This is a genomic window from Staphylococcus sp. HMSC072E01, assembly GCF_001814125.1.
Lineage (GTDB): Bacteria > Bacillota > Bacilli > Staphylococcales > Staphylococcaceae > Staphylococcus > Staphylococcus hominis.
Genome location: NZ_KV814959.1, coordinates 137,468 through 151,513, shown reverse-complemented (window position 1 = coordinate 151,513; position 14,046 = coordinate 137,468). Strand labels below are relative to the sequence as shown.

General features: G+C 28.8%; 11 protein-coding genes. 6 read left to right on the top strand and 5 right to left on the bottom strand.

The genetic code is table 11. The features are described from left to right. Positions 1–2,129: DUF1542 domain-containing protein (locus HMPREF2953_RS01640; protein ID WP_070671467.1), on the top strand; the 2,129-nt coding region annotated here is incomplete at its 5' end. A gap of 89 nt (positions 2,130–2,218) precedes the next feature. Here HMPREF2953_RS01640 and HMPREF2953_RS01635 read toward each other — a convergent pair. After that, a complete protein-coding gene (locus HMPREF2953_RS01635) occupies positions 2,219–3,214 on the bottom strand; it encodes an acrylyl-CoA reductase family protein (RefSeq protein WP_070671465.1) in 996 nt (331 codons plus the stop codon). A 319-nt stretch (positions 3,215–3,533) separates the two neighbouring features. Here HMPREF2953_RS01635 and efeO point away from each other — a divergent pair, with 319 nt between their 5' ends. Genes efeO through HMPREF2953_RS01620 form a run of 3 tightly spaced genes read left to right on the top strand, consistent with a single transcriptional unit; the run spans position 3,534 to position 7,322 of the window. Further along, a complete protein-coding gene (efeO, locus tag HMPREF2953_RS01630; protein WP_070671463.1) occupies positions 3,534–4,388 on the top strand; it encodes an iron uptake system protein EfeO in 855 nt (284 codons plus the stop codon). Beyond that, the gene (gene efeB / locus HMPREF2953_RS01625) at positions 4,385–5,611 is read left to right on the top strand and encodes an iron uptake transporter deferrochelatase/peroxidase subunit (protein WP_070671461.1); all 1,227 of its coding nucleotides are present in this window, start codon (positions 4,385–4,387) and stop codon (positions 5,609–5,611) included. Before efeO ends, efeB begins: the two co-directional genes overlap by 4 nt. Next, positions 5,592–7,322: an FTR1 family protein gene (locus tag HMPREF2953_RS01620; protein WP_070671459.1), complete on the top strand. Its 1,731-nt coding sequence runs from the start codon at positions 5,592–5,594 to the stop codon at positions 7,320–7,322. Before efeB ends, HMPREF2953_RS01620 begins: the two co-directional genes overlap by 20 nt. Positions 7,323–7,392: 70 nt before the next feature. Here the strand turns inward: HMPREF2953_RS01620 and tatC are convergent, their stop codons facing one another. Together tatC and HMPREF2953_RS01610 are read right to left on the bottom strand one after the other, a co-directional pair. Next, positions 7,393–8,148, bottom strand: coding sequence for a twin-arginine translocase subunit TatC (tatC, locus tag HMPREF2953_RS01615; RefSeq protein WP_239666073.1), 756 nt, complete (start codon positions 8,146–8,148; stop codon positions 7,393–7,395). Continuing rightward, positions 8,090–8,314, bottom strand: coding sequence for a twin-arginine translocase TatA/TatE family subunit (locus tag HMPREF2953_RS01610; RefSeq protein ID WP_017174935.1), 225 nt, complete (start codon positions 8,312–8,314; stop codon positions 8,090–8,092). The genes tatC and HMPREF2953_RS01610 overlap by 59 nt, the downstream gene beginning before the upstream one ends. 176 nt (positions 8,315–8,490) lie before the next feature. Between HMPREF2953_RS01610 and HMPREF2953_RS01605 the strand changes: the two genes are divergently transcribed. Next, positions 8,491–9,006, top strand: coding sequence for a GNAT family N-acetyltransferase (locus HMPREF2953_RS01605; protein ID WP_070671458.1), 516 nt, complete (start codon positions 8,491–8,493; stop codon positions 9,004–9,006). Positions 9,007–9,061: 55 nt separating this feature from the next. Here HMPREF2953_RS01605 and HMPREF2953_RS01600 read toward each other — a convergent pair whose 3' ends face one another. Then, positions 9,062–10,747, bottom strand: coding sequence for a CDP-glycerol glycerophosphotransferase family protein (locus HMPREF2953_RS01600; RefSeq protein ID WP_070671456.1), 1,686 nt, complete (start codon positions 10,745–10,747; stop codon positions 9,062–9,064). A 355-nt stretch (positions 10,748–11,102) separates the two neighbouring features. On the opposite strand from HMPREF2953_RS01600, the gene HMPREF2953_RS01595 reads away from it, so the two are divergent. Next, positions 11,103–12,704 (top strand): L-lactate permease, encoded by a 1,602-nt coding sequence (locus tag HMPREF2953_RS01595; protein ID WP_049334634.1) that lies wholly within the window; start codon positions 11,103–11,105, stop codon positions 12,702–12,704. A 49-nt stretch (positions 12,705–12,753) separates the two neighbouring features. Here HMPREF2953_RS01595 and HMPREF2953_RS01590 read toward each other — a convergent pair whose 3' ends face one another. Further along, positions 12,754–13,899 (bottom strand): glycosyltransferase family 4 protein, encoded by a 1,146-nt coding sequence (locus tag HMPREF2953_RS01590; protein ID WP_070671454.1) that lies wholly within the window; start codon positions 13,897–13,899, stop codon positions 12,754–12,756. Between the last annotated feature and the right edge of the window lie 147 nt (positions 13,900–14,046).

Genomic DNA, 14,046 nt, shown 5'->3' with positions numbered 1-14,046 from the left:
AACGTCAACTTGATGAAGCAATAGCAGAACAAGATCCAACACCAGGAATGACAGAAGTAACTGCGAATAATTATAAAGCTAAGAAAGTAGAGGCAGAACAAGTAAGCAGAGACGTACAAAAAGTGATTGAAAATGACGATGCAACATCTAGGGAAATTGCGCAAGCAATAGCTAAAGTAAATGAAGCTACAGTTGCATTAAAACAAGCTAAACATGATTTAATTCCAGACAAAACTTTATTGAATAATGCTAAAAACAATTTAGAAACAAGCATTAATCAGGTGCCTGAAACTAAAAATATGACTAGTGATTCTGTTGAAAATTATAGAAATAAATTAAGTCAAGCAAAAGATACATTAGCTAATGCACAAAAAGTTATTGATAACCCAACTTCAACAGTTGATGAAATTCATAAAACTATCGAAAATGTGAAACGTGCTAAAGATGAACTTGAACAAGCTAAACATGACTTAATATTAGATTATGATGCTGTCATTAAAAAAATTAAACAACAAACTGATTTAACAGAATCACAGAAGGATAAATTAATAGAAAAGACAAAAGCTTCTACAACTTCTGATGAATTAGAAAATATTAAACATAATACTAATTTATTAAATGATGCGATGAAACAATTAAAAGAAAACATCGCTGAAAAAGATAAAGTCAAAGCAAGTATTAATTATACTGATGGAGATAAAGATAAAAAAGATACCTATGATAATGCTTTAAAAGAAGCTGAAAAACTAATTAATGATGTAAAAAATCCTATTATTGACCCTAGCGTGATAAATCAACTTAAAGATAAGATAATTGATGCTAAAAATAATTTAAATGGTGCAGAAAAATTACAAAATGCTAGAAATAATGTTAAACACATATTGGAAAACTTAGAACATTTGAACAATGCACAAAAAGATGCGTTTAACAATATGGTAGATAATGAAAATTCACGTGATAATTTAGATATAATTATTAATAAAGCTAAAGAAGTGGATAAAGCTATGAAACATTTAATTGATGAAATAGCTGATAATTTAGATATCAAGCATTCTGTTAATTATTCAGAAGCTTCACCAGATAAAAAATCCGCTTACGATGAACTTATTAAAAAAGCTGAAGACTTAATAAATAAAGGTATTGGTACAAATGCATCACTTGAAGAAATTAATAAATTAATTCAAGATATTAAAAAAGCAAAATATGATTTAGATGGAAAACATCAAGTTGAATTAGCTAAACAAAAAGCTTTAGTAGAGTTAGAAAATGAAGTTAACCGATTGAAAGATGAAATTGACAGCAATCCTAACCTTTCTAAAGAAGATAAAGAAAAACTTAAATCTAAATTAGAGCGTCTTCTTGAAAATGCAAAGAGTCAGATTAATAATGCAACTACATTAACGGACATTAATAAGATTAAAGATAATACTCAAAAAGAAATCGATAATTTAAAAGCATTAATTGATGCTAAAATTTTGGCTAAACAAGAAATTATTGATTTTGCTAATAAAAAACGCCAAGAAATTCTAAATAATTCTAACTTAACTGATGCTCAGAAACAAAAAGCGATAGCTGAAATAAACAGAGCTTTACAAAAAGCGCTTGAAAACATTGATAACGCAAATGATATCAATGAAATTAACCATAAACTTAAAGAGGGCAAAGATAATATAGCGAAAATTGTTGCAAAAGAAATTACTAATGCGTTAATAGATAATAAAATTAAAGAAATTAACGCACGCAAAGATTTAACAGATGAACAAAAAGCTAAATTAATTGATTATCTTGAAAAACTTAGACATGATACGTTAAAAGAAATTGATAAATCACATATTGATGATATCGGTTCAATTATCCAACAATTAATGGACAAATTGAATATGCTTGATATTGATAAAATTGAAAATATCTTAAGTCATAACAACAAAGACAATAATCAAAATCAATCAAATGTTGACGGTATTCAATCTAATAACGGTCATTTATCTAAATCACATAGATTACCTGATACTGGTTCAGAAGGTACATCTATTCAATTAGAGATTGAATTAATGACACTATTAGTTGGTCTAGGATTAGTATTAAAAAATCGTAGAAAAAAACAAAAAAATAACAAGAATAAAAGATAAAAAAGATATAACTTATTATCTTTAAAAATAAAGAGCAGGAAACCACTATAAACTGGGTTTCTTGCTCTTTTTTATTAAATAAATATGAACTATGCTTCAAAATCTATAATAATTCTTCCAGCGTTCTCATGATTAAGTACTGTCTCAATAGAATGTTTTAAATCTTTAAAAGCAATTGTATTTTTAATTTCATGTAATTTATTAGATTTTAAATCAGTTGCTAGTCTTCTCCATACACGTTGACGTAATTTCATTGGTGTCATAACTGAATCAAGTCCAACGACGCTTACACCGCGAAGAATAAATGGAAATACTGAAGTTTCAAAGTGGTTACCTCCAGTCATACCAATTAATGCAACACCGCCACCATTTGTTAGATGCTTTGCTATATAAGGTGTTCCAGGACCACCGCAAGGATCAATAGCAGCTTGCCAAGTTCTTTTTCCTAATATTTCATTACTATCTTCAGAAATACGATCGATAACTTCTCTTGCTCCTAATTCTTTTAATTTATTTGTAGCTTTTTTATTTCCAGTACTTGCTACAACTTTATAACCAAGTTCATTTAACATCATTACAGCTAAAGAGCCAACACCACCAGAAGCGCCACGTACAAGTACTTTATCGCCCTCAAGTGTCATAAAGTTTGCTTGTTCTAATTTTTCTATTGCTAAACCAGCTGTGTAACCAGCAGTCCCATAAATCATCGCTTCTTCAAGTGTTAGATTTTCAGGACATTTAACAATCCAATCTGATTTAACACGGGCATACTCACTAAATCCCCCGTAATGATTGACACCTAAATCATAGCCAGTAATAATAACTTCTTCACCTTTTTCGATTGTAGGATCATCAGATTCTACAACTGTACCTGCTAAATCAATTCCAGGAACCATTGGATATGATTTAAGTACACCGCTATCTTTAACAGTAGCTAAGGCATCTTTATAATTAATACCAGAATATTGAACTTTTATTAAAACTTCACCTTCAGGTAAATCATTGATTGATAAATCTTTGAAATCACTTGTGACAGTGCCATCATTATCTTTTTCAACCATAAACGCTTTGAAATTTACACTCATAAAATCGTACTCCTTAAAAATAAAAAATTAGATGTTAATTGCATATCCTAAATAACCATACCACATTTTAAACAAGTCATTAAGTTAAAAAGTTTATATAAATTAAATATAAAATAGCCTATATTTTGATAAAAAAATAATGATATTGACAGTAAAACAGCATAAATATATAATTTTATTGATAATGATTATCACTTGATAATAATCATGTTGATAGAGATATAAAACTGCAATTTTAAAATTTAGATGTAGAGAATATACATTTTAAAATATTTAACATCAAAAGATAATCACTAAATTTTAATGAGGTGAATTTATTATGAAGAAATTACCAACTATTTTACTAACATCATCACTACTATTAACAGCTTGTGGTCATAATAATCACGATAATGCTAATGAGAAAACTTCAAAAAAATCTACAAATGAGAATAAAGTAGCATTACAGAAAGCAGCTAAAGAATATAGAAAATATACAAATGAACAGTTAGATCAGTTTTTAAAAGGAACTGAAGAATTTGTATCTGCAATAAAAGCAGATGATATTGAAAAAGCAAAATCTTTGTATCCTAAAGTACGCATGTATTATGAACATTCTGAACCCGTAGCTGAAGCATTTGGCGATTTAGATCCTAAAATCGATGCCCGCCTAGCTGATATGAAAGAAGAGAAAAAAGAAGATAAGTGGACAGGGTATCATAAAATTGAAAAATCTCTTTATCAAGAAAATAAAATAGATGAAATGACTAAGAAGGATGCTGATCAATTACTAAAAGATGCTAAAGAATTAGATGCTAAAGTAGATACATTAGATATTATACCTAAGTTAATGCTACAAGGATCAGTGGATTTATTAAATGAAGTATCTACATCAAAAATTACTGGAGAAGAAGAGATATACTCTCACACCGATTTATATGATTTTAAAGCAAATATCGAAGGTGCTCAAAAAATTTATGAATTATTTAAATCTGAATTAGAAAAGAAAGACAAAAAATTGAGTTCTACAATTATGGATAATTTTAATAAAGTGAATCAATTACTTGATAAATATAAAAATAATGATGGTTATAAAGATTATAGTGCAGTAACTAAAGAAGATAGAAAAGCGTTATCAGATGCAGTTAACTCACTAGGAGAACCATTAAGTAAAATGGCTGTGGTTACAGAATGAGTAATATAAATCATAAAAATCACCCTCAAATGACTAGACGTTCATTTTTAAAGTTACTAGGTATAGGAAGTGCTGGTGCTGTTATTGGAGCAAGTAGTGTAGGCAGTATCTTTTCGTTTAAATCTATGTTTGATACTCCTGAAAGTGAAGAAAACGATTCATATGAATTTTATGGACATATTCAAGCTGGTATTACTACACCAACTCAAAAAAATTGTAATTTCATTGCATTAGATTTAAAGTCCAAAGATCAAACATTAATTAAAGATATGTTTAAAAAATGGACTCAAATGTCTGTTAGTATGACTGACGGTGCTATTATTGGGGAAAATAGTAACAATACACTATTACCACCTGTAGATACTGGTGAATCAATAGGATTAGATGCTAGCAAACTCACTTTAACATATGGCGTGAGTAAGTCTTTTTTGAAAAAAATAGGATTATCATCTAAAATTCCATTTGATTTTAGAGATATACCTCATTTTCCTAATGATCAATTAGATGAAGAGTATAGTGATGGAGATATTATGATTCAAGCTTGTTCAAATGATCCTCAAGTTACTTTTCATGCCATACATAACTTAATACGACCTTTTAGAGACATCATTAAAATGCGCTGGTCACAACATGGTTTTATTTCTACTAAAAAAAATGAAACACCGAGAAATTTGATGGCATTTAAAGATGGTACAGTTAATCCACGAAACAATAACGACTTAAAAAAATATGTATTTATTGATAATGGATGGGCAGAAAATGGGACGTATTGCATTATAAGACGAATCCAAATTCATATTGAGACATGGGATCGTACTGCATTAGAAGAGCAAGAAGCAACATTTGGTCGTAAACGTTCTACAGGTGCCCCTCTAACAGGTAAGAAAGAATTCGATAATATTGATTTAAAGGCTAAAAATAATAAGGGTAAGTATATTATCGATGAGAATGCGCATACCCGTTTAGCTCGTGAAGTAAAAACTTCTATTAAACGTAGAGCATATAATTATAATGATGGTACAAATGCTAAAACAGGTGACTTAGATACTGGACTCATGTTTATTTGTTTCCAAAAATCTATTCAACAGTTTATCGATATTCAAAATAATTTAGGACACAATGATAAATTAAACGAATATATCACACATCGAGGTTCTGCATCATTTCTTGTATTACCAGGGATACAAAAGGGAGGCTATATCGGTGAAGCACTATTTAGTTAAGATATCGATAATTACTCTCTTAATCATTATTACACGTTTGTTTTCATTGACTTCAGTTAGTGTTGCAAATGATAGTCAATTAAATGATGCGTATGTAGCTATCTCTGATGCGAAATCGACATTAGAGCACAAACAATTAAATTATAACGAAAAACAAAACGTGTTGAATGAAGTAAAACATAAAATAATGTCTTTAAATATTAAAGGAAATAAAGAAGGAAAAGATGTTAAATCGAAACTTCATATGATTGATCAAGCAACGACTACAAATAAACAAATCGACTCGTTATCGGAGTTAACAAAATCTCTCATCGTTTACGAAAGTTCTGTGTCGACTGATGATATTGATAAAGATATTAGAAATTTAAAAAAACAAATTAACGCAAAAGATAATATCATGCAAGAAGCTGTAAAAAATAAAGATAGATCAAAATTACAGTCTATTAATAATATGTTAAATCAAATTTGGAAAAAACATGAAACGGCCATCAGAAATTATGATGAAAATAAATATGGACAAATAGAAGTGTACTTGATGCAGTTACGTGTAGCTATTCAAAAAGAACCATTAGACATAAAAAAAGTAGATAATGCTTGGAAGACATTTAAAACAAGTATTGATACTGTTGATAAAAAGCAATCCAATACTGAAAAAAATCAATATAAAGTTACCCAACTTAATATTGAATTAGAGAAAGCAATCAAAGGTATCGAGAGTCATCAGTTAAAACAATCAGATGAGGCACTGACTAAATTTATACAAATATGGCCTTATGTTGAAGGCAAAATTCAAACTAAAAACAGTAGTTTATATACAAAAATTGAAGATAAAATTCCATATTATCAAAGTATTTTAGATAGTAGTAATAAAGATCGTATTAAAGAAAGTTTAATAAAAATAAATTCTGAAATTAAAGATACTGTAAGTGAAGACGCATATTCATCCATAGATGTAATGATTATATTTTTACGTAAAGGATTAGAAGTATTATTAATCATATTGACATTAACAACTATGACAAGAAATGTTAGAGACACTAAAGGGACAACAAGTGTCATTGGTGGCGCTATATTAGGTTTGATTTTAAGTCTCGCATTAGCACTTATCTTTATTCAAGTACTAGGAAATAATGGATTATTACGTGAAGGTATGGAAGCAGCACTAGGAATAATAGCAGTTGTTTTAATGTATATTGTGGGTATATGGATGCATAGACGTTCAAGTGCTAAGCGATGGAATGATATGATTCAACAAATGTATCACCATGCAATAAGTAATCGAAACTTAGCATTATTAGGTACAATTGGATTAATATCCGTTTTGAGAGAAGGCGTTGAAGTCATTATCTTTTATATGGGAATGATGGGAAGTATAAAAACTTTAGATTTTGTTATAGGAATTATACTAGCCATTGTTATATTAAGCATATTTACATTGTTATTCAAAACAGTTATACGATTGATACCTATATATTTTATTTTTAGAGTACTTTCTATTTTAATATTTATTATGGCATTTAAAATGTTAGGAATTAGTATTCAAAAATTACAATTACTTGGAATGATAACACAACATAGTATTGAGCATATTCCAACACTTAATATCATTGGTTTTTATCCAAGTATTGAAACGATGAGTGCACAATTAATTTATATACTATTAATTGCTTATTTCACTTTAAAACATACTAAAACAAAGCATCATATCTAAGTTAAAAATAAAGTCTCAAACGAGTAGATTAATTTACTCGTTTGAGACTTTTGCATTTGATTCGAATTCATTAATGTCGAGTAGTTATTTTAGTTAAAAGAATGCTTATTTCAAATAAAATAATGAGTGGTAAAGTCAAAAATAGATTCAAAGTGATATCTGGTGGTGCAAGAATACTAGCAATAATGAAACAAGTAAAATAAATATATTTGCGATATTGGTGTAATTGTTTAATATCTATTACATCCATTTTAACTAGTCCCATACAAAACATAGGTAATTGAAAGACGACACCAAATATAAATAACCACCTTATTAATTCATGTAAATAAGCATTAAAACCAATCACTGGTTGAATATACATTGTTTTCGATAATGTTAATGAAAATTTTATAATTAATGGAAATCCGATAGTATAGGCGAAAACGACACCAATGATAAATAACGCAGTACATAATAAACTATATTTATAAATAAAAAAACGTTCACGTTGATGAAGCCCTGGTGATATAAATGCCCATAATTGATAGAAAATAATAGGAAGAACTAAGCACAAAGTTACAAAACTAATGATTAGTATATAGATTTGAATCATTTCAGTGAATGAAAAAGTATGTAAAACAACTTGAGTGCGTTTAATATGGTAAACAAAAGTTGTGATCCACCATTTAGATGATATGTATACTAACGGCAAAGTAATTAAAAATGAAATAAGTATATTAATTAAACGTCGCCTTAATTCTTCAAAGTGTTCGAGTAAGGTCGAACTAGTTTGATTTGTCTCGCTGTTGTTTAGAATGTTTACTGGGTGTTTCCTCCACCTCATCTGAATCAATGTGTTCAGCTGCAGACTTAAATTCTCTTAAAGTACTGCCAATCGCTTTACCAAATTGTGGTAATTTTTTAGGACCAAAAATAATTAATGCAACAATACTAATAATGACTAAACTGGTAGGTCCAGCAATCCCTAATATAAATAACTCATGAAACATCTTAAACACCTCACTTTAATATAATCTATCTTTACTTTATACTTATTGATAATTATTATCAATATATATTTTAATTTATAAAAAAATAATTTAATATAGTGTTTGGAATGTGTTTGATAAGGAATAAGATATTATCTGGTTTTGAGAAAAATAAATACAATAAAAAGAGGGAAAATATGAAAGAAGAAATTGAAGAAATTAAAAAAGATAATGTAAGTGAGTTAAGAAAAATTGCAGAAAAAACGTTTTATGATACTTTTAAAGGTAGTTATACTGATGAAAACTTTAAAAAATTTTTTAAAGAAAACTATAATGAAACGAAGTTATTATCAGAAATCGAACATCACCAATCATTTCACTATTTCTATAAGGTAGATGATGAGATTGCTGGTTATTTAAAATTAAATATTAATGAAACACAAACTGAACCAAAAGGTGATCAATATTTAGAAATTCAACGCATTTATTTTGATAAGGATTACCAAGGTGGAGGAAGAGGAAGTCAATTTATTCAATTAGCTATTGATAAAGCAAAGGAATATAATAAATCAAAAATATGGTTAGGTGTTTGGGAAAATAATCCTTCTGCCATTGACTTTTATAAAAAGCAAGGATTTGAAATTACAGGACACCATGACTTTATTAATGGTAATGTAATAGACATGGATTTAATTATGGAAAAAGAAATTTAAAATAACACAATAAAGCACTAAGAGGACAGAACTTTTCTGTCCTCTTAGTGCTTTATTATTTATCTAAAATATCTCTCATAAGTTGAGTTAGTTTTTTTAGAGATTGATTATTACGATTTATAAGTGCATGTCGGTGAATGGTAGGAATCGTATCATGTATTAAATGATTTAGTAACACTTCTTCGTTTGTGTACCAAACTTTTGCTAGACTGTTCAGCACATCAATATAGACGCCACGTTCTTCTTTATATTCTTTGTGATTAGGAGTATATAAACAAACTTTTTTATCAATAGTTAAGGCATCAAAAATGATAGAAGAATAATCAGTAAGTACAATGTCTGATATTAAGATTAAGTCTTGTGTTTCGATATCTATAGGAGCCTCAATGACACCTTCTGGAATAACATCATCACCTTCAATATGCCCCTTATATATTACATAGTATTTTTCTAGTAACTCTGGTGTCATCGTTAAAGGTGTAAATGATTCTGTATTTTTATGCCATGTTGGCGCATATAATAAAACAGGTTTTGTATGATTAAGTTTTAATTTTTCACGTATTTTTCTTTGCTGATTTTGATTATCTTTATAGTTTAGTAAATAACTTACTCTTGGATAACCAAAAGGAAGAAATTGAACCGTTTCATTAGGAAAAGCAGTCTCAAATAAACCTTCTGAAGCTTTTGAATCTAATAAGACATATGATTGGTGTTTCCATTTATTATATTTTCTTGCTCTGTAATTATAAATATTTTGATTTTGATAGGGTTCTTTACTATCTAAAAATAATTCTTTAATAGGCGTACCATGCCATAATTGAATGACTGTACCATTAGGTTGATACGCTTCAGGCATATAACTTTCAATGACTACAATTTTGGCAGTTTCAATAAGTTCTTTATTATGTTCTGCATCAATAGGAAGGAAATATGGTCCATGTCTATCGTTTGTAATGTAATAAGCTTCTGTTGTTGGATTTCGTTTTACAAAGTAATTAAAAAGGTATTTAGAGTTACCTCTATAGCCATAATCGAATCCTAAAAATACGACATGATTTTTCAATTTGGATGTATCTTTAGTATAGACATAACTTAGTTTTTTATGATTTTGAATCGCACGTTGATGAATTTTATTGTACATCCATTTAGGCAATTTAAATTTTGTTGTTACAAGCCAGCTATCAGCAAAACGAAGAGTTTCGTCAGCTAATGGATGCTTATATTTAGGAAATGGAATCGAATGGCCGTGGATATAAGCTAGTTTATTTAAATCAAAGTGATTGGCAATTTTAATTTCTCTTGTATCTAACGAATTCCAAAATGAACTAGATGTCTGTATTTCCTCAATAAAATCAAAAACCACATGTCCATCTATATCGATCTCATTTTTTAAAATAGTGATGACTGCTAGATCCATAATAGATTGAATTTGATATTTTGAAAGGTAAATCAACGCAGTATCAATATTATAAATGATATTTGGATAATGATTAATATTATTCATCCAAGCGAGAAAACTTAATTTATCATTCCCAAAATAACGACAATCATTAAGATAAACACCATGGATTGTGTAATCAACCGCAATAGAATGTTCACCTAATGAGACAGCATTAAGCATGTCTTGATTAATTTTTATTTCGTTAGAATAGGGGATAAAATGTGAATACCCTGCAGATTTAGCTTTATTAAGTTGTATATCTAGATGTGACATATTAGATATATTTATTTGTTTAATCATTATGCATTATCCTTTAACTCCTAAATTTCATATTTTTATTTTACCATGCACTTTTAAAAAATTCATATTTACATGAATGATAATATAAAATCATATGTTTATGAAAATTCAAATAGATCTTACTACTATTGTTGACATAAATTATTTTTACAGTATTGTCAATTGTGATAAGAAATGTTATATTATTTTTGTGAAAATATTCACAAAAATAAAAAGTGTAATATTCTAATTTTAACTTGATTACAATATGTTAATTTTTGTGAATACCTGTTAAAATTAGAAAAGTGAATTTTTAGTTGTTTAGCTAGATAATTCATCAATATAATAAAATATTAAGGAAAGAAGCGTTTAAACTATGTTAGTACATTCTTTTAACCCTTTTGGTAACTTAGTGTTATCTAGTTTGATTGCAGCGATTCCAATCATTTTATTCTTGTTATGTTTAACAGTGTTTAAAATGAAAGGTATTTATGCAGCAATTACTACTTTAGTAGTGACTTTACTTATCGCTATCCCATTCTTTAAATTACCAGGTGGTATTGCGACAGGCGGTGTAATCGAGGGATTCTATCAAGGTATTATTCCAATTGGTTATATTGTTATTATGGCCGTTTTATTATATAAAACGACTCAAGAATCAGGTCAATTTAGCACAATTCAAGATAGTATCATGAGTATCTCTCAAGACCAACGTATTCAATTACTATTAATTGGTTTTGCGTTTAATGGTTTCTTAGAAGGTGCTGCTGGTTTTGGTGTGCCAATTGCAATCTGTGCATTATTACTTGCTCAATTAGGTTTCAAACCTTTACAAGCAGCAATGTTATGTTTAATTGCTAATGCGGCTTCAGGTGCATTTGGTGCAATTGGTATTCCAGTAGGTATTGTGAATACACTTCATTTACCAGGTCACGTACAAGCCATGGCTGTTTCTCAAACATCTACTTTAACTTTGGCAATTATTAACTTTATTATTCCATTCTTATTAATCTTTATTATTGATGGATTTAAAGGTATTAAAGAAACATTACCTCAAATTTTGGTAGCATCAATTACGTTTACTGTATTACAAGGTTTAATTACAGTATTTGTTGGACCAGAATTAGCTGATATTATTCCACCATTAGTAACAATGGGAGTTTTAGCAGTATTTTCTAAAAAAGTTCAACCGAAAAATATCTTTAGAATTCAAAAAGATGTTAAACCAGAAGCGGTTAAACCGCATAGTGGTAAAGAAATTCTATATGCATGGAGTCCATTCATTATCTTAACTATTATTGTTATGATTTGGAGTGCAACATTCTTCAAAAACTTATTTGCACCAAATGGTCCTTTATCAGCATTAGTATTTAATTTCAATTTACCAGGCACATACAGTGATGTTACACACAAACCAATTATGTTAACTTTTAACTTTATTGGTCAAACTGGTACTGCCATTTTACTAACAATTATTATTACAGTATTAATGTCTAAAAAAGTTAGCTTTGGTGATGCAGGGCGTTTATTTGTCGAAGCATTTAAAGAATTATGGTTACCAATTGTAACAATTTGCTTCATCTTAGCAATTTCTAAGATCACAACTTATGGTGGTTTAAGTGCAGCTATGGGTCAAGGTATTGCAAAAGCAGGTGGCGTCTTCCCAATCTTATCTCCAGTATTAGGTTGGATCGGTGTGTTTATGACAGGTTCAGTAGTAAACAACAACTCATTATTTGCACCAATCCAAGCTTCTGTAGCACAACAAATTGGTACAAGTGCACCATTACTTGTTGCAGCTAATACTGTTGGTGGGGTTGCAGCTAAATTGATTTCACCACAATCTATTGCAATTGCAACAGCAGCTGTAAAACAAGTGGGTAAAGAGTCAGAATTACTTAAAATGACTCTGAAATATAGTATTGGACTACTTATCTTTATCTGTATTTGGACATTTATCTTATCTATATTTATGTAGATATCATTAAAAGGATTGCAATTCGGAGAATTCCGATTGCAATCCTTTTTTATTTGAAAATAGAATAAAAATAATCGTAAATTTTATCTGGAGAATAATGTTCAAGAGTTTGATGACTCGATTTAATCATATTTTCTGAATGCGTTCTCTTTTGAATAGCAAGATCAATATATTTTGCTAATGATTGTGCATTCGCATAGTCTGCTAAATAACCATTTTTATTATGTTGAATCAGTTGTGAAGGTCCAAGTGTATCTTTAAAACTAATAACAATATTGTCTTGAGCCATTGCTTCTAATATGACCATTCCAAACCCTTCATTTCGTGAAGGAACGACAGTCAGTCGGCTTTGTGCCAATTTTTCATTAAGGTGTTGAGTGGCTGGATGTATGGTTATTAAGTCATTAAGCTGATAATGATTAATAGTTTCTTGTAAATTTTGATGTTCTTGACCTTCACCATAAATCTCGATTTTATAGTTTTTCTGTCTAAGCGTATCTTTAATGAGTTGGACACTTTCGATTAAAATATCATAACCTTTTTCATATTCTAGACGTCCGGCACTTAAAATAATATTTTTTTTAGGTAAATTTAATTTTTTAGTTCGAATAATATTAGGAACGACATATACAGGTGTTTCAATGAATGATTCATAATGGTTTTTATCAGTATGAGTTAAAGTGGTTAGTGCGTCTAGATGTTGATAAGCATCTAATATTTCTTGTCGATACGCTTTGGGATAGGCATTTAAATTCATATGTTCCATACCTATTGTCATTGCATGTCCATGATAATATTTAGAAATAAATATATTAAAACTTGCTCTTGTACCTATGAGTACATCGGTATCTATATCATTAATTGCACGTATCAGTTTATGTTCAATATACTTGGAGAATTGATTTAAACCAGGCTCATGTTTTGAAAGGTAGATAGGCTTTAATAAAGGAGTGTATTTATTCAGTCGATTCATAAAGATAGAAATCACATTTTGTGGTTTTAATCTATAATCAACTAAGGACTTTATTTTAATAGAAGAATTAAGTTTGAAGTAAGGCATATCTTTAGCTCTAAAAATAGAGATAATTTCAACGTTATGACCTTTGTCCGCTAAGGTATTTGCTAGTTCAGTCATTGCTTTAACTGTGCCACCTAAGGCGTATATATTATGCATTAAAAATGTAAATGATTTCATGATTGTACCTCGTTATTAATAATATTATAAAAATTATAGCATGTAATAAACCAACTGTATAAATGTTGTGAGCTTTATAATGAAATTAAAATATTTTTGAAAATAGAGATAAAATAATGTGATAATTCGTGTAAATACTTTTTTCAA

Bases quoted from the DNA above. Each gene is read 5' to 3' on its own strand.
- HMPREF2953_RS01635 (WP_070671465.1), bottom strand. From the start codon at position 3,214: ATGAGTGTAAATTTCAAAGCGTTTATGGTTGAAAAAGATAATGATGGC.
- efeO (WP_070671463.1), top strand. From the start codon at position 3,534: ATGAAGAAATTACCAACTATTTTACTAACATCATCACTACTATTAACA.
- efeB (WP_070671461.1), top strand. From the start codon at position 4,385: ATGAGTAATATAAATCATAAAAATCACCCTCAAATGACTAGACGTTCA.
- tatC (WP_239666073.1), bottom strand. From the start codon at position 8,148: ATGAGGTGGAGGAAACACCCAGTAAACATTCTAAACAACAGCGAGACA.
- HMPREF2953_RS01610 (WP_017174935.1), bottom strand. From the start codon at position 8,314: ATGTTTCATGAGTTATTTATATTAGGGATTGCTGGACCTACCAGTTTA.
- HMPREF2953_RS01605 (WP_070671458.1), top strand. From the start codon at position 8,491: ATGAAAGAAGAAATTGAAGAAATTAAAAAAGATAATGTAAGTGAGTTA.
- HMPREF2953_RS01600 (WP_070671456.1), bottom strand. From the start codon at position 10,747: ATGATTAAACAAATAAATATATCTAATATGTCACATCTAGATATACAA.
- HMPREF2953_RS01595 (WP_049334634.1), top strand. From the start codon at position 11,103: ATGTTAGTACATTCTTTTAACCCTTTTGGTAACTTAGTGTTATCTAGT.
- HMPREF2953_RS01590 (WP_070671454.1), bottom strand. From the start codon at position 13,899: ATGAAATCATTTACATTTTTAATGCATAATATATACGCCTTAGGTGGC.